Below are 22,563 nucleotides of genomic sequence, written 5' to 3'. Positions count from 1 at the left end.
TGTACTGCAATTTTTGCAACTTCACAGAGGCGCGCAAAAAATGCAAACGGCCGGGGACACCCGGCCGTCTTTCTGGCAGCGTTGAGCCTTATTTCTTCAGCGTGCCCTCGAACAGCTTGTAAATCCTTCGATACTGGTCATACCAGCTTTCCGGCTGCACATACGCGTGGCGTTCCAGCGGGTAGCTGGCCAGTTCCCAGTTGTCTTTCTTCAGTTCGATCAAGCGCTGCGCCATGCGCACGGAATCCTGATAAAAGACGTTGTCATCCACCATGCCGTGCGCAATCAGCAAGTGGCCTTTCAAGTTTTCCGCATATTCAATCGGCGACGATTTTTTATACGCTTCCGGGTCCACGTCCGGCGTATTCAGGATGTTGGCCGTGTATTCGTGGTTGTACGTGGTCCAGTCCGTCACAGGGCGCAGCGCCGCACCGGCCTTGAACAAGTCCGGCTGGCGCAGCAGCGCCATGAACGTCATGAAGCCGCCGTAACTACCGCCATAAATGCCGACACGGTCGATGTCGCCCTGGTGGTTGGCCGCCAGCCACTGCGCGCCATCGACGTAGTCATCCAGTTCCGGATGGCCCATCTGGCGGTAAATCGCCGTGCGCCAGTCGCGGCCATAGCCTTTTGATGCGCGGTAATCCATGTCCAGCACGATGTAGCCTTTTTCCACCAGCAGATTGTGGAACATCTGTTCGCGGAAATAGTTTGGATAGCGGTTGCTGGTGTTTTGCAGGTAACCCGCGCCGTGCACGAACATGACCACCGGATATTTTTTGCCCGGTTCCAAGGTGGCAGGACGGTACAGCTTGGACCAGATCGGGCCGCCGCCATGCGTTGAGGGCACAGCCACCATTTGCGGTTCAATCCAGGTACGGGCTTTGTAATCCAGCGTACGGGTGTCGGTCAGCTTGACGGTCGCACCGCCATTGATGGTGACCGTGGCCAGCTGAGGCGGCATGTACGGCGACGAATAATGCACGAGCAGCTTGCGCTCGTCCGGCGACAGCGTGAACTGTTCCACGCCGCCATTCAATGCTGTCGCTTCGCGCACAGCGGCAGTCTTCGCATCGACGGCGCACACTTCATATGTGCCCGGCGTCTTGCGGTTGCACAGGATGTATGCGGTATGGCCATCTTCCGACCATTTCACGCCCGACGCTTCCCAATTGCCCGAAGTCAGTGCGCGCTGAGTGCCATCCGCGCCCAGCGTGTACAAGTGCGAGTAGCCTGTTTCTTCCGACAGGAACCACAGGGTCTTGTTATCCGGCAGCCAGCCGTATTCGTTGTAGCTGTAATTGGTCCATGCGGCATCCGTCAGGCGGTGCACCGGCTTGAGCTTGCCGTCGGCCAGGCCAACGGTGGCAATCCAGCGGTCCTTGTTGTCGACCGAGCGCAGCATGACAGCCACCTGCGCGCCGTTATCCGTCCACGCAATATCGTCATCCACGCGCACCGTGCGGTTGCCCTTCAGCGCAGGCAGCTTTTGCGCTTCGCGCAGCGACGCCAGCGGATCGGCATTGATGCCAGGCAGTACGTCATAGCTGAGGTCGGTGATTTTGCCGGTTTGCAAGTCCACCAGTTTCAGCGATTGCTGCTTCGGCAAGTCGCGGCCCACGCGGGTGCGCTCATCGTCGAATTCTTCGTAACCGGATTCCGTCACGTAGCGCGGCATCTTGCCCACGCGGCCCTTGTCGCCTTTGGGTGACGTGACGGCCAGCAGGTAGCGGCCATCTGGCGACAGCGACGTCGAATCAATGGCTTCCTTGTCGCCCAAATAGACAGGGGCAGGGGCGCGCGTCGGGTCGGCGTGGCGTTCCTGTTCCGCGCGTTCGCGCAGCGCATCCTTGTCATCTTTCTGGCGCTTCAAGGTGGCAATCAGGCGCAACTGCATGTCGCGCAAATTGTCAGCGTCCGGCGCGGCTGCCGGATCCTTGGCGGCCCGTACTTGGGCCAGCGGTGTCACCAGGCGCTCATTGCGGCTCCAGCCAAACCAGTCATTGCCCAGGCGGAATTGCACGGACTTGCCATCGGCCGCATAGCGGGCGAGCGAAGGCGCCGGCGAACCGCCGCGCGTAATCTGCAGCAGCGCACCCGTCTTCAAATCGCGCTCGAACAAGTCGCCGCTGCGGAACAGGATGGCGCGCGTATGGTCGTGGTTATAAATGACGGTGGCAGAATCCAGTCCGGCCAGTTCTCCATCGCCGACCTGGCGCGGTTTCACGCTGGCCGATGCACCCGCCGCTACGCCCGTTTCAAACGTGTCGCGCAATGGCGAGCCTGTGCGCTTTTGTTTGTAAAACACGCGCTTGCCATCCCAGCTCCACCAGGCGGTTTCAACAGGGTTGCCGATCCAGTCCGGATGAGACATGGCCTGGTCCAGCGTAATCGGGGTTTGTGCGGAGGCCGGGATCGCCAGCGCTGCGCACAGTGCCGCGCCCAGCGCGGTAAGGGAAAAAGTTCGCATCGGAGAATAAGGTCGTGACGAAGAGGGGCCAGGGTTACCAGCCCGGACCGGGCATTCTAGCGCAAGTACTTGCTGGCAAATGTATAAGCATGTAACAGCTGAGGAGCGCTGTCGGGAATGTTGGCAATCACGCCATCGCGGGTGGCTCAGCGGGCGCAGGCGAGACGCTGCCACAGGCATGGCGTGCGGTGGCATGCGAAATGCACAGGGAAAGGTATCACCACCACTGCGGAAGGAGCCGCCATGCGTACCATCCCGATCATTGCCATGCTGCTGGCATTGCTGGCATCGAGCCTGGCATTGCCCAGCTGGGCGTTTTGCCCGAAAAATGGCTTGCTGTGCGCCGCCACTGCCAAATCGTCCGGCAGCCTGACGCACCAGGACATTACCCAGCGCGCCATCGAAGCACTCGACAAGAGTTACTTCGGTGTCGGAAAACTGACCAAACCCATGCAGACCGCGCTGGACCAGATCATCGAAGCGAATGCGAAGGTCGATGATGACCAGGTCACGTCCGCCAAGCATTTTGATGGCGAAAATGGCGCCGGCGGGCAAGCGCGGCTGGCGATTCTGAAAGCCAACGTGATCGCCGCGCTGCAGGCCGACCCGATCAACGCTACCGGTGCACGCGCCAACCTTGGCAGCGCACTGCACACGATCCAGGATTTTTATTCGCACAGTAACTGGGTCGAGCAGGGCAATGCCGGCGCTCATCCGGGTGTCGGGCGGGGCGGCGCACTGGCGTTTGCCGGACCGCTTGCCACCACGTGTTCCGGCTTTACCAATCCCGGCACGTTTTGTGCGAATTCATCAACCCTGGTGACCGACTTGCTGACCAGCGGTTATTACGGCGGCGAAGACCGCATCAAGCCGGGCGCGTTTAAATGCAGCCACGGCGGGCCGCTGGATAAAAGTTCGCCGTCCAGCGATCCCGTCGGCTATTTCAGGGAAGGCATCAACAAGGACACGCGCTATTGCGACCTGTCGCCGCACAGCGGTTTCCATAACACGGCGGCGGCGGCCGCCATTGCCGGCACCAAGCAATTCGTTGACGACATCAAGTCCGTCATTACAGTGACGCAATTGAAAGCACTGCTGGGCGCCGGCCCCACGCTGGCCTTCGCCATCGATACGACGGGCAGCATGGGCGGCATCATTGCCGGCGTGCGCGCGTCGGCCATCAATATCGTCAACAGCCGCCTCGGTACCGATGAAGAACCGCTGCAATATGTGCTGGCGCCATTCAACGATCCAGGCACCGGGCCCACCACGTCCACGACGGATGCGACAGCGTTCAAGGCATCGATCAGCGGGCTGGGCGCGTCCGGCGGCGGCGATTGCCCGGAACTGGCCATGACAGGCATGTATAACGGCTTGTCGTTGTCCAATCCCAGCGGCAGCCTGTTCATGTACACGGATGCGTCAGCCAAGGATGCGGGGCTGGCAGGCGCTGTGATCGGGCTGGCCAAGGCCAAGGAAATCAAGGTGTTCGCCATCCTGTTTGGCAGTTGTTCACCGATCGAGCCCGGGTATTTGCAATTGGCGACAGAAACAGGCGGCCAAGCTATTTCCCTGTTTCCATCGGAAGCGGAAAGCGTGACGGCGCTGGCGGACTTATTGGGACGAAATAATGCCGTGCAAGTGCTGTCCATCAGCGATACGTACCCGGCGCCCCGGACGTATACGTTTCCTGTCGACGCCAGCATGACGAAGTTGACGGTATCGGTCAGCAGCATCGATTACGTGACGCCAGCCGTGACCTTGAAGCGGCCCGACGGCGTGACCGTGCAGGCGACGGATGCGTCGACATACCTGACATTGACGGGCGGCGTGATTATCTCCATCGATGCGCCGATGCGGGGCCGCTGGCAATTGCAAGTCGCGGGTTCGCCTGGGCTCACGTATGTCAATGTGGGCGGCACGGCGGACCTGGCCTTCAATTCCTTCAAGCTGGCCACGTTTGCCGGGCAGCCGCCGCACCAGGGCTTGTTTGCGCTGGACGGCGAGCCGGGGCCGGGCCAGAAACTGTATGCGCTGGCATCGCTGACGGCCGGGGCTGCCGATGCAGCCTTTACCCTGCGCCGCAAGAACTATGACGCCATCATGCCGTTGCCGCTGGAGCGCGATGAAACCGATGCCGATAAATGGTTTGGCCCGCTGACTGTGCCTGCGGAACCTTTCCTTGCTTACGTGACGGGCAAGGATAGTGCAGGGACGGATTACCAGCGGGTCATGAGCTTGATGGTGTCGCCGCAGCAGGTAGCGATTATCGCGCCACCGCCCCAGGATTTACGCGCCGGCATGCCGGCGTCGCTGGTGTTCCAGGTGCGTAACCTGGGCGCGGCCGATACATTCCATTTTGCCGCCACGGATGACCAGCATTTCATTGCCTCCGTTTCGCCGGTATCGCTGACGCTGGGCGCCGGCGAGACTGCCAACGTCATGGTGCAAGTGCAGCCGCCACCGGGGACGGCTGCCGGCGTGGCTGACACCATTACGGCTGCCGTGCAAAGCACCGTCAATTCCCTGTCGCGCAACAGCGCCACCGTAACCAGCTTTGTCACGGGCGAACCGCAAGTGGCAGGGCGGCCTGACTTTATTGCCGATATCATCGGACAGGAAACCGTGGCGCCCGGCATTACCGCCGTGGACTTGCGCTTTACCAATACCGGCGTGGGCACGGCGCGCGACATGACGCTGGCCGCGCTGCGTGTCCGTACCCTGGCCGGTACCGGCACGGCGACGCTGAATACCGCACTGTCGCCGCCACTGCCGCTGGTGACGCCGAACGTGGATGTCGGCAATTACTTCACCGTGCGGCTGACGTTCAATACGCCGCCGGGCTTGCAGCGCTTCTCCATCAGTGAAACCGGCACCGTGTCCGACATCAACGGCGCCACGTATTCCTATGCGCATGCGCAAGCAGTGACGCCACGGTGAAAGGAGTTGAACATGAAATCCCTGAAATCCATGCTGGCATCAGCCTGCTGCGCAGCGCTGCTGGCGCCATCCGTCCAGGCGACGCCGTTTACCTTTACGCTGGACTTGCTGCCGCCCGGCGGCATGGTATCCGGCGCCCCGGGCCAACTGGTCGGCTGGGGCTATACGCTGAACAATACCGACGTGGTCAACTGGTTCGTGCCGACTCAGCTGAGCGCTTCATCGTTCGCGCTGGGCACGCCGGATGCCAGTTACTTTGACTTTCCCATCCTGGGGCCGGGACTGGGCGCGACAGTGGCATTTAATCCCGGCGCCGGGCAAGGCTTGTTTGGCTTGCTGCTGAATCCCGGTGCGCTGCCGGGACAAAGCGAAAGCGGGCAATTCACACTGGCGGGCGAGTGGTGGAATGGCGACCCGCTGGGCGGCGGTGCGTTGCTGCAGCCCAGCGACCAGGTGCTGGCGCCGTTCACCGTACAAGTAACAGGTGGCTCGGCGCCGGAACCCGCTACCTGGCCGCTGGTGCTGCCGGGTTTGCTGTGGCTGCTGTTCCGGCCGTCATTGACGCCGGTGTGCCGGCGCTGCACGCCGTCCGCAACGGACGGGCAACGCTGACCGGCATCAGACGACCTGGCGCGTGGCGCCCAGCCACTGCGCCAGATCGTCCGCCAGTGTGGCGGCGGCTGCAGGAGAAGGGGGCGCTGGCCGGATATCCCAGTAAAACCCGGGACCGGTCCGGCCCAGCAAGTGGAAGGTCTTGCCATAGCGGCGCAGTGGATGCGCCTGCACGATGGACAGCGCCGTGCCGCCACCGTTTGCCATCAGGTGCACGATAAATTGGGCGGCATAGCTGCCTGTGTCTGGCGCGGCATGGCCCGTCTGGGGATCGTCCCAAAAGTAATCTTCATCCGGCAGTATCAACACATCATGCCGGCGCAGGCCGGGCGGCAGGGCCAGCCAGATGTCGAGGCCGGCGTCGCCAGGCTGGCCGGGCGCCGAACGCAGCAAGTGATCGGGAGGAAACAGCGGCGTATCAAATGGCACGGCCAGCCGGTAGCGGCGGCGGCGTGGATGCCCGGACGGCAATTGCGACACTGCCGTGAGCAGCGCTTGCCGGGCCAGGGCGGGCGGCTGCGCCAGCTCCAGCAGGATAGGCAACTGTGCCGCTGCTTGCTGCGCCATGGCCTTCGGCAGGGGCTTCACAGGGGCTGGCGTTCCTGATACCGCTGCGGACCGCAGGGGCGCGGCCAGCGGGATGGCCGCTGTAACGCGCGCCATCAGGCGCATGATCCGGCGGCGTCCTGTCCTGGGCATCTTCATGTGGCCATGCTACGCCTGCGCCATCCACACCGTTGTCCGCAACGCAGAAAATCCGCGTGCCGGCCCGGCAAACACTGACAAAACTAGCAGACCAATAGCTACGTGTTGCTTTTGGAGATAGGCAACAGCAGACGTTTGCCGGAGGTTTTGATTTTGTGTAACCTTGAGCGGTTCATTTCCCGCAAGCCATTTTTTCACTTGTAAATTGCATGCCTTCCAGGAGGTCAATGTGCTGGACAGGATCCTGCAACGCCGGATGATTGCTCTGCTGCTGGCAGCCGTTGCGGCTGCGGCCGGCGCGTATGCTTGGCGCGAACGTGCCGCCACGTCCGTCCCGCAGGAAAAAGTCGTCATTGCCATCAGTTCATCGTACGTTGGTAGTTGCCCCGTAGTGGCGGCCCAGCAAAGAGGATTTTTTGCGCAGGCCGGGGTCCAGGCCCAGCTGCAGCCGCATCCCAGCGGCAAATCTGCGCTGTCTGCGGCGCTAAAAGGCCAGGCCCAATTGGCGACGGCGGCCGACATTCCCATCATGTTTGCCATCATGGAACAGGAGCCCGTGTCTGTGATTGCCACCATATTCAAATCCGACCGCGACCATGGTTTGCTGGCACGGCCGGGCAGCGGCATCACGGGGCCGGGACACTTGAAAGGCAAGCGCATCGGCGTCAGCTTCGGTACTTCCGCGCATTTCGTGTTGAACACTATGCTGAACCGGCAGTTGCTGGCAGTGTCGGACGTCACGCTGCACAACATGCCAGCGGACCAGTTCGCCTCGGCGCTGGAAAGGGGGGAAGTGGATGTGGTTTCCACGTGGGAACCTTACCTGGGCACCGTTCAACGCCAATTGAGTGGCAAAGGCGCGCTGTTTTACGCGGAAGACTTGTATGAAATCCCGTATAACCTGGTGGGCAGCAAGGAATATGTCGTCAGCCATCCGGAAACATTGAAGCGTGTGCTGCGCGCCGTGATACAGGGGGCCGCGTGGTGCCGCGATGAGCCCGCTGCTGCCCAGGAAATGATTGCTGCGATGATGAAGCCGCAGGGCGAAAAATGGCGCGCGCTATGGCCGACTTACCGCTTCGGCGTCAGCCTGGACCAGGGCTTGCTGCTGGCGCTGGAAGATGAAACGCGCTGGGCGCTGGCGAACCGGCTGGCCAGCGGACCGATGCCTAATTATCTGAACGCAGTGGATTTCAAGCCGCTGCAAGCCGTCGCCCCCGGGGCCGTCACCATTATCCACTAGCGGAGACCCTATGCGGCTGGCGACGCGGTTCAAATTGATGGGTTTGCTTTCCGCTTTGATCGTTGCCGTTACCGTGGCTGTCTTGCTGGACAGTGCGCAGCGCGTGCGCCGGGAAGTGTTGCGTAATGAAACCGCCAGTGAAATGGTGAGCGCCATTACCGGCCTGCGTTTCCTCACCATGGAATATGTGCTCAAGCATGAGGAGCGCACGCGCACGCAATGGCGCATGCGCAGCGCTTCGCTGGCGCAATTGCTCGATGCTGCCGCTAAAACGGATGCCCGCGGCGACGCGGCCGTGATCGCCGGCCTGCAAATCACGCTGGCCAGCCTGGATAAGCAGTTTGCGCGGCTGTCGGAACCCCGGCCCTTTGCGCATGATGCGGCGGAGCAAGCCGTGGCGAAGGAATTCGAAGCGCGCCTGTCCGGCCAGATCACCAACCGCATGCAGGGCATGATTGCCGACGCCATGCGGCTGGCTGCCGACAGCCGGACCGGCGTGCTGGCGGCGCAGCGGCAAGAGCAAGTCGTGACGCTGGCCTTTGGCGGCATAGCCATGCTGGCCGTGGCGGTTGCCGCGTGGCTGGGTTATCGCAGCGTGGCGCATGCGTTGCAGCGTTTGCACGAGGGCACACAGCGGGTTGGTGCGGGCGACTTGGCATTCCGGCTGGACCGGCGCGAGCGTGACGAAATCGGCGATCTGGCGCGGGCGTTCGACGGTATGACGGCGCGGCTGATGGAAACCAGTGTGTCGCGCAATGAATTAGCGGCCAGCAATGCCGCGCTGCAATCGGAAATCCACGAACGCCAGCAGGCGGAAGGGCGCAACCTGGAACAATTGGCGCGCCTGCATTTGCTGCACCAAATCACCCGCTCTATCGGCGACCGGCAAGATTTACGCAGCATTTTTCAGGTCGTGCTACGCTGCCTCGAAGATCAGCTGCCTATCAATTTTGGCTGCGCCTTCCTATATGACCGGGACAGCAGCCGCTTGATGACCAGCTGTGTCGGCATGCACAGCGGCGCGGCGCTGGGCAATCCGCTCAATGAACGGACCGTGATCGAACTCGATGGTGCTGGCCTGACGCGCTGTGTCCAGGGGGAATTCGTGTACGAAACCGATATCGCTGAAGCTGATACGCCATTTGCCCGGCGGCTGGCTACCGGAGGCTTGCGCTCGCTGGTGCTGGCGCCGTTGCCCGTCGAGGGACGGGTGGCGGGTATCCTGGTGGCGGCACGGCGGGCGCCCCATGGTTTTTCCAGCGGTGAATGCGATTTCCTGCAACAGTTGAGCGAGCATGTGGCGCTGGCCGTGCATCAGGGCGAACTGTACGTGGCGCTGCAGCGCGCCTATGACGATATGCGCCAGGCGCAACAGAAATTCTTGCAGCAAGAGCGCTTGCGCGCACTGGGACAGATGGCCAGCGGCATAGCGCACGACATCAATAATGCCATTTCCCCCGTGGCGCTGTACACGGAATATTTGCTGGAATCCGAAGCGGGGCTCAGCGCCCATGCGCGCCATTGCCTGGAAGTCGTGCGGCGTGCAGTCGATGACGTGGCCGCGACCGTGGCGCACATGCGCGAGTTTTACCGTTCGCGCGACGGGCTGGCGCCGCAAGTGCCGGTCGATGCCGGGCAGTTGCTGCAGCAAGTGGCGGACCTGACGCATTCCAGCTGGAACGATATGCCGCAACAGCATGGCGCAACGATCCGCCTGGCGGTGGAAGCCTCGCCGGATTTGCCGCCAATCATGGGCGTGGAAAGCGATATCCGCGAAGCATTGACGAACCTGGTGCTCAATGCGGTGGACGCGATGCCCGATGGCGGCCACCTGGTCTTGCGCACTCGTTTGCTGGAGCTGGGCGAACAGGAAGGGCAGGGCATGCGCCGCGTAGCCATTGAAGTGTGCGACACGGGTATCGGCATGGATGAAGCAACCCGGCGGCGCTGCCTGGAGCCGTTCTTTACCACCAAAGGTGAACGCGGTACCGGCCTGGGGCTGGCCATGGTGTACGGCATGGTGGAGCGCCACGGCGGGCAAATCGACATCGTGACGGCGCCCGGCAAGGGCACCATGGTGCGGCTGGCGTTTGACGCGCCTCCCGCCGCGCCGGCTGCGGGCCTGGCCCGCATGGCTGGCCCGCGTGCTGGGCAGTTGCGCATCCTGGCGGTGGATGACGATCCGCTGTTGCTGAAATCCCTGCGTGTCATCCTGGAGCGTGATGGCCACCGCGTGACGGAAGCTGATGGCGGACAGGCCGGCATTGATTTGTTCTGCAATGCGCATAACAGTGGCGAACCATATTCACTGGTCGTGACGGATTTGGGCATGCCGTACGTGGATGGCCGCAAAGTTGCGCAGGCAGTGAAGGCGCTGTCGCCCGTGACGCCGGTACTATTGCTGACCGGCTGGGGACAGCGCATGACGGCGGAAAACGACATTCCGCCATACGTGGACAAGGTTTTAAGCAAGCCGCCCAAAATTGAGGAATTGCGGCTGGCGCTGGCGGATTGCTGCAGCGAGGAAGCGTAAGGAGGCGTCAATGGCAGTACGGATCCTGATCGTGGATGATGAACCGGCACAAATGCGTGCCCTGTGCGATACGCTGGGCGCGCATGGCTATGAAACCGTCGGGCGCAGTTCCAGCGAAGCGGCGCTGCAGGCGCTGCGGGCGGACTCTTATCACGTGCTGCTGGCCGATTTGATGTTGCCCGGCATGGATGGCATCGGCCTGGTGCAGGCGGCGCGCGCGCTTGATCCTGACCTGGCGTGCGTGATCATGACGGGCGAAGGGTCCATTGCATCGGCAGTCCAGGCCATGCAGGTGGGGGCGCTCGACTATATTTTGAAACCCTTCCGCGTGTCCGTGATTTTGCCGGTGCTGTCGCGCGCACTGGAAACGCGGCGCTTGCGCATCCAGAATGCACTGCTGGAAGCGCGGCTGCGCGAGCATGCCGTGCAGCTGGTGAAAATGAACGAAGAGTTGCGCGTGGCGCAGCAGCAGGCCGACCGGGCCAACCAGGCCAAGTCCACGTTCCTGTCGCACCTGAGTCATGAATTGCGCACGCCGCTCAATGCCATCCTTGGTTTTGCGCAAATCCTGCTGTCGGAAAAGCTGGCGTCGACGGAAGCGCAAAAGAAGCAATTTGCCGGCAATATCCTGACGGGCGCGCGCCACTTGCTGAAACTGTCAAATGAAGTGCTGGACCTGGCGAAAATCGAGTCGGGCCGCTTGCAGCTGGACCTGGAAGCCGTGCCGGTGGCCGGCGTGCTGGAAGAGTGCCGCATCCTCGTCGATCCGCAAGCGCAATTGCGCGGCATAACCATGCGCTGTACGTGCGCCGAACACTTGTGCGTCATGGCGGACCGCATGCGGCTCAAGCAGGTGCTGATCAACCTGCTGTCGAATGCCGTCAAATACAACCGCGACCACGGCGCCATCAGCGTGCAGTGCATGGAATCCGGCCAGGATACGGTGCGCATTGCCGTGCAAGATACCGGTCTCGGACTCACGGCGGAACAGCAGGCCGCACTGTACCAGCCGTTTAACCGGCTGGGGCAGGAGAGCGGCAAGCAGGATGGCAGCGGGCTTGGACTGGTCGTGACCAAGCACCTGGTGGAAAAGATGGGCGGTGAACTGGGCGTGGCCAGCACGGCGGGTCTGGGCAGCACGTTTTGGCTGACCCTGCCGCTGGGCGTTGCGCCCGTCGTGATTCCTGCGCTGGCGGCATTGCCTGCGGCGCGCGAAGACGTTGCCCAGGCCATGCCGGCAGCGGGGACCGCGGCAGTGACGGACTGAGCGGGTTGCAAAGGGAAGTGTTGACTGGTTATCCATACAGTATAATGCCGGGTGACTTTTTCAACTTTCCTCACTGACTTGTGGCATCCACTGCTGGCTTTATCCTGACCCGCCATTGGCGAGATACCCGGCAGGGTACGGAAATCGAATTCTGGGTGGCGACAGACGATGGCCCGCGCAAGGTCCGTCTGACGGAACAAGTGTCGGTCGCCTTCGCCGAAGCGGAACTGCGCGATGTCATCGAAGCGCAACTGGCGCGGGACGCCGCCATCTCTCTGCGCGGCTTGCCGCTGAAAACATTCGGCGGCGCCCCCGTTGTCGGCCTGTATGCCAGCCAGTACCGCCAGTTGACTGCACTGGAGCGCACGTTGCGCGACCGTGGCGTCAAGCTGTATGAAGCCGATGTGCGTCCGCCGGAGCGCTACCTGATGGAGCGCTTCATTACTGCCGGGGTGCGGATCGAAGGCGGCAACGAACAGGGCCAGGTCATCACGGATTGCAAGCTGAAGCCGGAGCCGGCTTACCGTCCCACGCTAAAACTGGTATCGCTCGATATTGAAACCAGCGCCTACGAAGACTTGTATTCGATCGCGCTGGAAGGCTGCGGCCAGCGCCACGTGTATATGCTGGGACCGGCGCCGGCGCCGGCGCCTGAACTCGACTTCCAGCTCGAATACTGCGACACGCCGCGCCAGCTGATTGAAAGACTCAATGCGTGGTTCCAGACCCACGATCCGGACGCCATCATCGGCTGGAGCGTCGTGCAATTCGACTTGCGCGTGCTGCAAAAGAATGCGGACAAATACAAAGTGCCGCTGTTGCTGGGCCGAGAAGGCAAGCCGGTCGACTGGCGCACGCACCAGGCGCGCGAGGGCTATGTGTTTGCCTCGATACCGGGCCGTATCGCCATTGACGGCATTGAAGCGCTGCGCGCCGCATCATGGACGTTCCCTTCGTTCAGCCTGGAAAACGTGGCGCAAACCATGCTGGGCGAAGGCAAGGATATTGGCGACGCGTACGACAAGATGGCGGAAATCGAGCGCCGCTTCCGCGACGACAAGCCGGGCCTCGCGTATTACAACTTGCGTGACTGCGAACTGGTGACACGCATATTCGATAAGGCGCGGCTGATGGCGTTCATGCTGGAGCGGGCGCACGTGACGGGCCTGCAGGCCGACCATATGGGCGGTTCCATTGCCGCGTTTTCCCACCACTATCTGCCGCGCATGCACCGCGAAGGTTACGTGGCGCCGAATACGGGCGACGTGCCATTCAGCCCGTCGCCGGGCGGCTTCGTCATGGATTCAAAACCGGGGCTGTATGACTCGGTCGTTGTGCTGGACTATAAAAGCCTGTACCCGTCGATCATCCGCACGTTCCAGGTCGATCCGGTCGGTATGATCGAAGGCTTGGCCGGGGACGCGGAGACGGCAATTCCCGGCTTCCGCGGCGCGCAGTTTTCACGCGAACACCACTGCCTGCCCGCCATCACGACTCAGCTGTGGCAGGGCCGCGATGCCGCCAAGCGGGAAAAAAATGAACCGCTGTCGCAGGCGCTGAAACTATTGATGAATTCCTTTTGCGGCGTACTGGGTTCGCCCGATTGCCGCTTTTATGATCCGCGCCTCGTATCGTCCGTCACCATGCGCGGCCATGAAATGATGCGCCTGACGCGGGAGCTGGTGGAAGGCGAAGGGTACGACGTGATTTACGGCGACACGGATTCGATTTTCATCTGGCTCAAACGTTCCTATCCGAACGAGGAAGCGGTGGCCATTGGCGACGGCCTGGCGCGCAAGATCAATGCGTGGTGGCAGCAGCGGCTGCGCGATGAGCTGGGGCTCGACAGCTGCCTGGAAATTGAATTCGACACGCATTTCCAGCGCTTTTTCATGCCCACGATCCGCGGCACGGACATGGGCAGCAAGAAGCGCTATGCGGGCCTCACCCTCAATGGCAAAGGGGAAGAAGAAGTGATTTACCGGGGCCTGGAAGTGGCGCGCAGCGACTGGACGCCGCTGGCGCAGCAATTCCAGCAAGGTTTATTTACCCGTATTTTCAAGTCCGAACCCTACGAGCAATACGTGCGCGATTACGTGCGCCGGACGGCGTGCGGGGAACTGGATGAATTGCTGGTGTACCGGAAAAGATTGCGCCAGCGGCTCGATGAATACCAGGTCAATGTGCCGCCGCAAGTACGGGCGGCCCGCATCGCGGATGAAGTGAACCGCTCGTTGAAGCGCCCGCTGCGTTATCAAAACGGCGGCTGGATCAGTTACGTGATGACCGTCAATGGGCCGGAACCACTGGAAGCGCTGCGGTCGAAAATCGATTACGAACACTACCTTGGCAAGCAGTTGCAGCCGATTGCCGACTCCATCTTGCTGCCATTGCACAGCAGCTTTGCGCGCCTGACGACGCGCCAGGCAGACCTGTTTTAAGGTCTGCCGGGGACCGGGCTTATTCGCCCAATGCAGCTTTTTCTTCGGCCGTCAGGCGCTTGGCAGCTACCACCACGGTTTGCATTTCATTGTCCTGGAGCGTTTGAATGTAAGCGGTCGGAGCCAGCGGAGCCATCAGAGCAGGGACAGCGGCGGTTGCTGCGGCCGAAGCGCCGATCAATGCCAAGGCGCCGAGGAAGATGAATTCCATGTGTTTGCTGATGTTCATGCTGTTTCTCCTTGTCAAATGTTCTCTGTTGAAAACATTATGTCGCGGCGCAGCATATAAATCTAATTTTAATTATCGATATTGCCGATTCATAGATTGCATAACTTGTCGCAGATTACTTATTGGTGATATTCAAATTGTGAATGATTGCCTTCGTGTTTTGCTGGCCGGTGAAGAATGGTGCAGGCGCGCTCAATAGAAAATGTGCAATATAAAAAACGCGTCAATGCTAAAGTCGTGTTCTTACAGGCAACCTAACTAAATAAAATGCATGGTCAGTCACCGCTGCCGCATGACTTGCTGTCAGTCGAAGAGTTCAGGGTGTTCCGTGAGGCAGCGCGGATCCTGACGACCTCGGCCGACCTGGAGTCGGCATTGCAAAATGCAATTACCGCCTGTTTGCCGGCGCTGGGCGACTTCGGTTTTTTTGACGTGGTGCTGCCGGAAGGCGTACGCCGTACCGCACGGGCCTATGACAATGACGAACTGGAGCGGATATTGTCGGCCACTGCGTGGCAGCGCAATGAGCGGCAAGACATGAATTTGTGCGCGCTGTCGTCGGGGGAAGCCGTGCTGCACCCCGATACCAATGACGAATGGTATGCGCGAGCCTTTGGTCCCGGTCAGCGCTTTATCCAGTTCACGTCCATGCTGTCGGTTCCCGTGGCCTATGGTGATGAACTGATCGGTTCGCTCACATTGTTCATGGGAGATTCAGGAAGGCGCCACGCCACGCGCGACCTGCAATTTGCCGGCGAATTGTCGTCGCTGGCTGCGCCGGTTGTTGTCAAAGCCCGCCTCGAAGCCCTGCAGCAGGCCAGCGAAGCGCGTTTTCGCCTTGCGCTCAAGGTCGGCGGCATGGGCGCGTGGGAATGGAATATGCTCGAAAACCGGGTGTTCTGGTGGCCGGGGATGGCGGAGTTGCACGGTATGCCGCCGGGCAGCCAATTGGGCAAGGTGCAGGATTACCTGAATCTGGTCCATCCGGACGACCGCGCACTGGCCGGCCGCTCGCTTGGCGGCCAGATCGACAGTGAAACCGGCAAGGGTATCGAGTACCGCATTATCTGGCCGGACGGGTCGGTGCATTGGATCGAAGGCAAGGGCGACGTGGTCCGGAACGGCCAGGGGCAGGTGGTGTCCATGTCCGGCATTTGCGTGGATGTTACCAAGCGCAAGCTCACTGAACAAAAGCTGCGCTTTCTGGCAAAGGCCAGCGCGGAACTCGCCGAGCTGGTCGAACGCGAAGAGACTCTGGTGCGTATCGCCAGGCTTGCGGTGCCGGATTTTGCTGACTGGTGCACGGTCGATTTGGTGGATGGCGAGGGCGCGCTGAAAAGAGTCGCGGTAGCCCACGTTGACCCGCAAAAGGTTGACTTGGCGCGCCGCCTGCACGAACGTTATCCGCCCGACCCGGATACGCCCAACAGCCCCTGGCAGGTGATCCGCGCGGGCAAGGCGGCGCTGGTCAAGGAGATCACAGATGAAGCCCTGATGCTGTCCCTGCGCGACACCGGCTACCTGCAAATCATCCGCGAGCTCGGGCTGCGATCGTACATGGCAATCCCGCTCATCGTCCGCGGCCACGCCATCGGCGCGATTACGTTCACTTCAGCCGAGAGCCGTCATTTGTATAGCGAGGCGGATGTCGAGATTGGCGAAGAGATCGGGCGCCGCGCGGGCGTGGCAATTGAAAATGCGGGGCTGTACCAGTCGCTGCAGGAGAGTGACCGCCGCAAGGACGATTTCCTGGCCATGCTGGCCCATGAACTGCGCAACCCGCTGGCGCCCGTCAGCGCGGCCGCGCATATCTTGACATTGAAACCCGACCCCGCTGTCGTGCACAAATCTGCCGCCGTGATTGCGCGCCAGGTGGCGCACTTGACCGGGCTGGTGGATGACTTGCTGGATATTTCCCGCGTGTCACGCGGCTTGATCAAGCTCGACATGACTTGCGTGGACTTGCGCGCCGCGATCGAAGAAGCGGTCGAGCAGGTGCGCCCGCTGATGGACCGCAAGGAGCAGCGCCTGGATGTGGCGATACAGACAAGTGAACTGCGTGTGCAGGGCGACCATAAGCGGCTGGTGCAGGTGATGTCGAATTTGCTGAACAATGCAGCGAAATTCACGCCGCCGTCCGGACGTATCAGGCTGCAGGCGGGCCTGGATGGCGACAGCATCGCGGTGGCAATCAGCGACGATGGCATCGGCATGCCGCCGGAATTGCTGTCGGCTGCTTTTGAACTGTTCGTGCAAGGCAAAACCACGGTGGACCGGGCAACCGGAGGGCTGGGCATCGGACTCGCGCTGGTCAAGCATATGGTGGGCCTGCATGGCGGCACTGTGACAGCGCGCAGCGAGGGCGTGGGGCGGGGCAGCGAATTTGTTGTGCGGCTGCCGGCGGGCGGGCCGGAGCGCAGTGAGGTCTCTGATGCCTAATCCACGGACATGGTTCAGCGGCTCCGCCGGATGGTTCAGCGCGCGCCGCCCCCTTTGTGAGCGTCAATATGGCGAAAAGTGATGCGGCCCTTGCTTAGATCGTAAGCGGACAGCTCCAAGGTCACACGGTCACCGGCAAGAATGCGGATGAAGTTTTTTTTCATGTGGCCCGCAGAGTAGGCAATCAGCCGGTGGCCGCTCTCCAGTTCGACGCGGTATCGGCTGTCCGGCAGGATTTCCTAGGCCATGCCCTGCATCTCGATGAGGTCTTCTTTCGCCATCGGCTAAAACCGCCTTACCACGTGAATCCGGGTGGCGCGCCCGCCAATGGCCGATTCGTCCAACTGATAAGCAACCAGCTTATGCTCCAGGGCCCCAGGCGGCTGCATCTCGACGAAGTCCCCGATATCGGCCATGACATCGTAGCCACCCGCATCCGGCCTGATCTGACCGATGCCTTTTAATCTGCTGAACCAATGAATAGTTCCTGTATGTGTAATCAAGTTGCTCCTTGCTATAGACGAACGAACCCACTTCTCAAGTAGAGCCAGTGGTCGAGAATCAGACAGGAGTGGCGCGGTGGCCTAAACAGGAAGGAAAAAGGACGGTGACAGAGTACCGAAATGGATGCGGTACTGTACAGCGGTTTACGGTAATCGCCTAATGAAAAATAAACATATTGATGAGGCGGTCAAAATAAGCCGCTGTTATGAAGGGAATTCCGTGGTCGGGGTGAGAGGATTCGAACCTCCGGCCTCTACGTCCCGAACGTAGCGCTCTACCGGGCTAAGCTACACCCCGACGGTGTGCATAGACTGATAACTTGTTGCGCATCCATTAAAGCAAAAGCGCCTGATGTTGGCAAGTTGGCAGTGTTGATTGTTGCTTAGTCCATGCACCCACTCGCTACGATTTAACAAGCCGTGGTTTTTTTGTATAACGCGGGGTGATATTGCAGACCGCCAATTTCTTTTTTGCGTAGAATGAACTGGCAGCTTCAGAAGGTTCTTACCCTACGAAAGAAGATTCCCATTGAACTCACTTCTGGACAATTCTGGTGGCCGCCTTTACCCGGCTGCCCTCGCAATTGCAGGCGCCCTGATGGCCCTGTTCTGGCCCGGTGCAGGTTGGCTGGGAATTCTCGGAGCACTTGCATTTATCGGCGTCGGTGTGGCGGCATGGCTACAGCTGGGCGTCGCGAGTCCAGCCGGGCGTGACGACGTGCCCGCGTACCTCGAGCAGCGCCAGGCTTTCAGCGAAGCGGTAATGCCGGTGTGGTGCCGCCAAATCGAATCGTCGCGCAGCCAGATGGAAGAGGCGGTGGCGGAACTGGCCGGCCGCTTCTCAGGCATTGTCGACAAGCTCGATGCAGCCCTGCATTTATCGAATGCCACCGGCGCCGGCGAAGCATCTCTGTCGCAAGTGTTTTCCCACAGCGAAGCGCAGTTAGGCGAAGTGGTGTCCATCATGAAGGCGGCGCTGGAATCCAAGCATGCAATGCTGGCCCGTATCCGTGAACTGGAACAATTTACCCGTGAGTTGCGCGACATGGCCGAAGGTGTTGCCAGCATTGCCGCGCAGACCAATTTGCTGGCGTTAAATGCCGCCATTGAAGCGGCGCGCGCCGGTCCTGCCGGACGCGGTTTTGCCGTGGTGGCGCAGGAAGTGCGGCACCTGTCGAACCGCTCGGCGGAAACCGGCCGCAGCATCAGTGACCGCGTCGGAAAAATCAGCTCTGCCATTGTGGCAGCGTGCCATGCGGCGACAGAATCGAGCGCCGCGGAAGACGAAGCTATGCGATCGTCAGAAGGCACCATCGGCAACGTGCTGCGAGAATTCCGCAACCTGACGGACGCCATGGCACAATCATCTGAACTGTTGAAACAGGAAAGCGTCGCCATCAAAGGCGAGGTGGGTGAAGCACTGGTGCAATTGCAATTCCAGGACCGCGTCAGCCAGATGCTGGGCCATGTCCACCACAACATGGAAATGCTGCCGGTGGTCATGGAAGAAAACCGGCGCGATTACGAAGCGGGAGCGGGCCTGCAGGCACCGGATCCGCAGATCTTGCTGGCGGAATTGGAAAAAACCTATGCAATGGCAGAGGAACATGCCATCCACCGGGGCGAAATGGTTACTGCCAAAGCCTCTGACGAAGTCACCTTTTTCTAGGAATGTACTATGGCTAAAACCATCATGGTGATTGACGATTCTGCTTCCCTGCGCCAGGTGGTCGGCATCGCGCTCAAAGGTGCTGGTTACGACGTGGTGGAAGCAATGGACGGCATGGATGCGCTGTCCAAACTCAAGGGCCAGAAAATCAACCTGGTCGTTTGCGACGTCAACATGCCGAACATGGACGGCATCACGTTCGTCAAGGAAATCAAACAGCTGCCACTGTATAAATTCACGCCCGTGATCATGCTGACCACGGAGTCGCAGGAAGCCAAGAAGAAAGAAGGCCAGGCTGCCGGCGCCAAAGCGTGGGTGGTGAAACCGTTCAAGCCCGAAGTGCTGCTGGGCGCCGTACAAAAATTGGTGCTGCCATGAGTACCGGACGCGTCGCCATTGACGGCGAACTCAATATTTATCGCGCGGCGGATTTGAAAACGCTGCTGCAGGGTGAACTGTCGCGCTCAAGCGTGCTGGAAGTGGACCTGGCGGGCGTGACGGAAGTCGACAGTGCGGGCCTGCAAGTGCTGATGCTGGCCAAACAGACGGCCCGCGCGGAAAACCGTGAATTGCGGCTGGTCGGCCACAGCCCGGCCGTGCTGGAAGTGTTTGAATTGCTGGATCTGGGCGCGTGGTTTGGCGACGCCCTGGTGATCGGCCCACGGGCTGCTTAAACTGGAGCAAGGACTATGGATCTGGACCAAGCGCTACAGACGTTTATCCTGGAAAGCCGCGAATTGCTGGAAGACATGGAGAACGCGCTGCTCAATGCCGAACAGGCGGGCGGCCATGAATCCGTCCATGCGATTTTCCGCGCCGCCCACACCATCAAAGGCTCGGCCGGGCTGTTCGGCCTGGACCATATCGTCGCGTTCACCCACGTGGTGGAAAGCTTGCTGGACGATGTGCGCGACGGCAAGCTGGCGATGACGGATGAACTGGTGGTGCTGCTGCTGTCGTGCTGCGACCATTTGTCGGCGCTGATCAACGCGGTGGATGCAGGGCAGACGGAACCTGACCCGGACATGCAGGCGGCAGGCGCTCCGCTGATTACGCAATTGAAAGCGCACATGGGGGCGGCCGATGACGGCCATGGCGCCGCACCGGCGGCGGCCAGTGCGCTGGTGGCGGAACCGGACCATCCGGGCGTGGAACGCATTGGTGAACCGGGCGGCGGTTCCAGCGATGCATGGCACTTGTCGCTGCGCTTCGGCCCGGACGTGCTGCGCGATGGCATGGACCCGCTGTCATTTATCCGCTACCTGGGACAGATCGGCCGTATTGTCGGCATCGTGACGCTGACCGATGCCCTCCCCACAGCCGACAAGATGGACCCGGAAACGTGCTATCTCGGCTTTGAAATCGCGCTGGAAACCGATGCGGACAAAGTTGCAATTGAAGGCGTGTTTGAATTTGTCGCTGACAATTGCACGTTGCGCATCTTGCCTCCGCGCAGCCGTGTGGAAGAATACGTGCGCCTGATCCGGGAATTGCCGGAACAAAAAGCCATGCTGGGCGAAATGCTGGTGCGCTGCGGCGTCATCACCGAGCGCGAACTCGACAATGCACTGAACGCGCAGGCGCAAGCCGGCCATACGCCGGCCGCCACGCCGCCGCTGGGCGCCGTGCTGGTGGGACAGGGCGCTACCGAGCCTGCCATTGTCGAGGCGGCGCTGACCAAGCAAAAACAATCGGTGGAAACCGCCAAGCCGGCGGAGAGCCGTTCGATCCGCGTCGATGCCGACAAGCTGGACTTGCTGATCAACCTGGTGGGCGAGCTGATCATTGTCGGCGCGTCGGCCAACTTGATTGCGCGCCAGGTGCGCAACAGCGAACTGCTGGAATGCACGTCCATGCTGTCCGACCTGGTCGAGCAGGTACGTGATTCCGCGCTGCAGCTGCGCATGGTGAAAATCGGCGCCACCTTCAACCGCTTCCAGCGCGTCGTGCATGATGTGGCGCGGGAAATTGGCAAGGATATCGGCCTGGCCGTCAGCGGCGAAGATACGGAACTGGATAAAACCGTGGTGGAAAAAATCGGCGATCCATTGACGCACCTGGTGCGCAACGCCATCGACCACGGCATCGAACCGGCGGAAGTGCGCGCCGAACGGGGCAAGCCGCTGCGCGGCACCGTGCGCCTGAACGCGTTCCACGATTCCGGCAGCATCGTCATTGAAGTGTCCGATGACGGCGGCGGCTTGAACCGCGACCGCATCTTTGCCAAGGCCGTGGAGCGCGGGCTGGTGGAGCCGGACCGCAAGATGACGGACACGGAAATTTATGGCCTGATTTTCGAGCCGGGCTTCTCCACGGCGGAAAAAATCACGAACCTGTCCGGCCGCGGCGTCGGCATGGATGTGGTAAAGAAAAACATCACGGCCTTGCGCGGCACGGTGTCGGTCGACAGTGCGCCGGGACTCGGCACCACCGTCACCGTGCGCCTGCCGCTGACCCTGGCCATCATTGACGGCTTCCTGGTGGGCCTGGGCGATTCCACCTTTGTGGTGCCGCTCGACATGATCGACGAGTGCATTGAATTCGCCTCCGAAGCGGGCCACGATTACACCAACTTGCGGGGACAAGTGCTGCCGTTCATCCGGCTGCGCGATTTGTTTGGCGTGGATACGCCACCGCCACGGCGCGAAAGCATCGTCGTGGTCAAGCATGCGGGGCAGCGTGTCGGCCTCGTGGTCGACAGCCTGCAAGGCGAATTCCAGACCGTGATCAAGCCGCTGGGACGCATGTTCAGCCAGCTGCGCTGCATTAGTGGTTCCACCATACTCGGTAACGGCGAAGTGGCGCTGATCCTGGATGTGCCGGCAATTGTCGGCCAAGGTTCCGGCAACACGGCCGAAGTGCCGCAATTGGCCGCTTAAAACGCCCGGCCCCGTCATCAGGAGATCGAATATGACCGCAGTAGCACACGTGAACCGCAATGCCGTGACGGCAACCGCAGCGGAAGACAGCCAGCAATTCCTCACTTTCATGCTGGGCGGCGAAGTGTTCGCCATCGGCATCCTCGCCATCAAGGAAATCATCGAGTACTCGGGCTTGACGACGGTGCCGCTGATGCCGGAGTGCGTGCGCGGCGTGATCAACTTACGCGGCGCCGTGGTGCCGGTGATGGACCTGGCCGCCCGTTTTGGCCGTCCCGCCACGCAGATCGGCAAACGTACGGCCATCGTCATTGTCGAGATCGATGCAGATGGCGAGCAGCAAGTGGTGGGCGTGATGGTGGATGCCGTCAATGCCGTCATCGACATTGCACCGACAGAAATTGAAAAAGCGCCCCAATTCGGCGCGCGTATCCGTAGCGAATTTATCTCGGGCATGGGCAAGGTGAACGGCAAGTTCGTCATCCTGCTCAATACCGACCAGGTGTTGTCCGTTTCCGAACTTGAAGCCATGGCCGGCGTCTCGAACCTGGCCGGCGCGGAAACCTAAACCTAGCGGCAACATCTTTCCCGTATAGCCCCCGGCCTCGGGGGAGCGGTATTCCGTTGTCTTGC

General features: G+C 61.0%; 17 protein-coding genes and 1 tRNA gene. 13 read left to right on the top strand and 5 right to left on the bottom strand.

Annotation, left to right across the window (positions count from 1 at the left end):
* Positions 1-88: 88 nt before the first annotated feature.
* Complete coding sequence (locus GM668_RS06700) at positions 89-2,470, bottom strand: S9 family peptidase (RefSeq protein ID WP_155438186.1); 2,382 nt, start codon at positions 2,468-2,470, stop codon at positions 89-91.
* A gap of 243 nt (positions 2,471-2,713) precedes the next feature.
* Between GM668_RS06700 and GM668_RS06695 the strand changes: the two genes are divergently transcribed.
* Both GM668_RS06695 and GM668_RS06690 read left to right on the top strand, forming a co-directional pair.
* The gene (locus tag GM668_RS06695) at positions 2,714-5,410 is read left to right on the top strand and encodes a hypothetical protein (protein ID WP_155438185.1); all 2,697 of its coding nucleotides are present in this window, start codon (positions 2,714-2,716) and stop codon (positions 5,408-5,410) included.
* Positions 5,411-5,422: 12 nt separating this feature from the next.
* Positions 5,423-6,022, top strand: coding sequence for a hypothetical protein (locus tag GM668_RS06690; protein ID WP_211923359.1), 600 nt, complete (start codon positions 5,423-5,425; stop codon positions 6,020-6,022).
* A 6-nt stretch (positions 6,023-6,028) separates the two neighbouring features.
* On the opposite strand, the gene GM668_RS06685 is transcribed toward GM668_RS06690, so the two are convergent.
* Positions 6,029-6,727 (bottom strand): hypothetical protein, encoded by a 699-nt coding sequence (locus tag GM668_RS06685; RefSeq protein WP_155438184.1) that lies wholly within the window; start codon positions 6,725-6,727, stop codon positions 6,029-6,031.
* Positions 6,728-6,956: 229 nt separating this feature from the next.
* Between GM668_RS06685 and GM668_RS06680 the strand changes: the two genes are divergently transcribed.
* The 4 genes from GM668_RS06680 to GM668_RS06665 all read left to right on the top strand — a co-directional run bounded on the left by GM668_RS06680 (position 6,957) and on the right by GM668_RS06665 (position 14,211).
* Positions 6,957-7,970 carry an ABC transporter substrate-binding protein gene (locus GM668_RS06680; RefSeq protein WP_371868650.1) on the top strand — a complete coding sequence of 338 codons (1,014 nt, stop codon included), beginning with the start codon at positions 6,957-6,959 and terminating at the stop codon, positions 7,968-7,970.
* A gap of 10 nt (positions 7,971-7,980) precedes the next feature.
* On the top strand, positions 7,981-10,503 hold the full coding sequence (locus GM668_RS06675; RefSeq protein ID WP_155438183.1) for an ATP-binding protein: 2,523 nt from the start codon (positions 7,981-7,983) through the stop codon (positions 10,501-10,503).
* Positions 10,504-10,513: 10 nt separating this feature from the next.
* Positions 10,514-11,770, top strand: a complete 1,257-nt coding sequence (locus GM668_RS06670) for a hybrid sensor histidine kinase/response regulator (RefSeq protein ID WP_155438182.1) — start codon at positions 10,514-10,516, stop codon at positions 11,768-11,770.
* An 80-nt stretch (positions 11,771-11,850) separates the two neighbouring features.
* Positions 11,851-14,211 carry a DNA polymerase II gene (locus GM668_RS06665; protein ID WP_170305526.1) on the top strand — a complete coding sequence of 787 codons (2,361 nt, stop codon included), beginning with the start codon at positions 11,851-11,853 and terminating at the stop codon, positions 14,209-14,211.
* Between the two features lie 19 nt (positions 14,212-14,230).
* On the opposite strand, the gene GM668_RS06660 is transcribed toward GM668_RS06665, so the two are convergent.
* A complete protein-coding gene (locus GM668_RS06660; protein ID WP_155438181.1) occupies positions 14,231-14,440 on the bottom strand; it encodes a hypothetical protein in 210 nt (69 codons plus the stop codon).
* Between the two features lie 267 nt (positions 14,441-14,707).
* Here GM668_RS06660 and GM668_RS06655 point away from each other — a divergent pair, with 267 nt between their 5' ends.
* A complete protein-coding gene (locus tag GM668_RS06655) occupies positions 14,708-16,879 on the top strand; it encodes a sensor histidine kinase (RefSeq protein ID WP_155438180.1) in 2,172 nt (723 codons plus the stop codon).
* Positions 16,880-16,914: 35 nt separating this feature from the next.
* Here the strand turns inward: GM668_RS06655 and infA are convergent, their stop codons facing one another.
* Positions 16,915-17,115 (bottom strand): translation initiation factor IF-1, encoded by a 201-nt coding sequence (infA, locus tag GM668_RS06650; RefSeq protein WP_371868662.1) that lies wholly within the window; start codon positions 17,113-17,115, stop codon positions 16,915-16,917.
* Here infA and GM668_RS30525 point away from each other — a divergent pair.
* Positions 17,071-17,343 (top strand): hypothetical protein, encoded by a 273-nt coding sequence (locus GM668_RS30525; protein WP_170305524.1) that lies wholly within the window; start codon positions 17,071-17,073, stop codon positions 17,341-17,343. The two genes, infA and GM668_RS30525, sit on opposite strands and share 45 nt — an antisense overlap.
* Positions 17,344-17,603: 260 nt before the next feature.
* Here GM668_RS30525 and GM668_RS06645 read toward each other — a convergent pair.
* A tRNA-Pro gene (locus GM668_RS06645) sits at positions 17,604-17,680 on the bottom strand.
* A gap of 300 nt (positions 17,681-17,980) precedes the next feature.
* Between GM668_RS06645 and GM668_RS06640 the strand changes: the two genes are divergently transcribed.
* Genes GM668_RS06640 through GM668_RS06620 form a run of 5 tightly spaced genes read left to right on the top strand, consistent with a single transcriptional unit; the run spans position 17,981 to position 22,498 of the window.
* A complete protein-coding gene (locus GM668_RS06640; RefSeq protein WP_155438179.1) occupies positions 17,981-19,051 on the top strand; it encodes a methyl-accepting chemotaxis protein in 1,071 nt (356 codons plus the stop codon).
* Positions 19,052-19,060: 9 nt separating this feature from the next.
* Positions 19,061-19,429, top strand: a complete 369-nt coding sequence (locus GM668_RS06635) for a response regulator (protein WP_155438178.1) — start codon at positions 19,061-19,063, stop codon at positions 19,427-19,429.
* Entirely contained in the window at positions 19,426-19,725 is a 300-nt protein-coding gene (locus tag GM668_RS06630) for an STAS domain-containing protein (RefSeq protein ID WP_155438177.1), read from the top strand. Before GM668_RS06635 ends, GM668_RS06630 begins: the two co-directional genes overlap by 4 nt.
* A 15-nt stretch (positions 19,726-19,740) precedes the next feature.
* Entirely contained in the window at positions 19,741-21,930 is a 2,190-nt protein-coding gene (locus tag GM668_RS06625; protein ID WP_155438176.1) for a chemotaxis protein CheA, read from the top strand.
* A gap of 31 nt (positions 21,931-21,961) precedes the next feature.
* Entirely contained in the window at positions 21,962-22,498 is a 537-nt protein-coding gene (locus GM668_RS06620) for a chemotaxis protein CheW (RefSeq protein ID WP_155438175.1), read from the top strand.
* The last annotated feature ends 65 nt before the right edge of the window (positions 22,499-22,563 follow it).

The sequence above is a fragment of the Pseudoduganella ginsengisoli genome, assembly GCF_009720865.1.
Taxonomy (GTDB): Bacteria; Pseudomonadota; Gammaproteobacteria; order Burkholderiales; family Burkholderiaceae_D; genus Rugamonas; species Rugamonas ginsengisoli.
This window is presented reverse-complemented; position numbering and strand designations above follow the sequence as displayed.

Excerpts from the sequence above, each read along its gene's own strand:
- GM668_RS06700 (WP_155438186.1), bottom strand. The coding sequence starts at position 2,470 with ATGCGAACTTTTTCCCTTACCGCGCTGGGCGCGGCACTGTGCGCAGCG.
- GM668_RS06695 (WP_155438185.1), top strand. The coding sequence starts at position 2,714 with ATGCGTACCATCCCGATCATTGCCATGCTGCTGGCATTGCTGGCATCG.
- GM668_RS06690 (WP_211923359.1), top strand. The coding sequence starts at position 5,423 with ATGAAATCCCTGAAATCCATGCTGGCATCAGCCTGCTGCGCAGCGCTG.
- GM668_RS06685 (WP_155438184.1), bottom strand. The coding sequence starts at position 6,727 with ATGAAGATGCCCAGGACAGGACGCCGCCGGATCATGCGCCTGATGGCG.
- GM668_RS06675 (WP_155438183.1), top strand. The coding sequence starts at position 7,981 with ATGCGGCTGGCGACGCGGTTCAAATTGATGGGTTTGCTTTCCGCTTTG.
- GM668_RS06670 (WP_155438182.1), top strand. The coding sequence starts at position 10,514 with ATGGCAGTACGGATCCTGATCGTGGATGATGAACCGGCACAAATGCGT.
- GM668_RS06660 (WP_155438181.1), bottom strand. The coding sequence starts at position 14,440 with ATGAACATCAGCAAACACATGGAATTCATCTTCCTCGGCGCCTTGGCA.
- GM668_RS06655 (WP_155438180.1), top strand. The coding sequence starts at position 14,708 with ATGCATGGTCAGTCACCGCTGCCGCATGACTTGCTGTCAGTCGAAGAG.
- GM668_RS06640 (WP_155438179.1), top strand. The coding sequence starts at position 17,981 with ATGGCCCTGTTCTGGCCCGGTGCAGGTTGGCTGGGAATTCTCGGAGCA.
- GM668_RS06635 (WP_155438178.1), top strand. The coding sequence starts at position 19,061 with ATGGCTAAAACCATCATGGTGATTGACGATTCTGCTTCCCTGCGCCAG.
- GM668_RS06630 (WP_155438177.1), top strand. The coding sequence starts at position 19,426 with ATGAGTACCGGACGCGTCGCCATTGACGGCGAACTCAATATTTATCGC.
- GM668_RS06625 (WP_155438176.1), top strand. The coding sequence starts at position 19,741 with ATGGATCTGGACCAAGCGCTACAGACGTTTATCCTGGAAAGCCGCGAA.
- GM668_RS06620 (WP_155438175.1), top strand. The coding sequence starts at position 21,962 with ATGACCGCAGTAGCACACGTGAACCGCAATGCCGTGACGGCAACCGCA.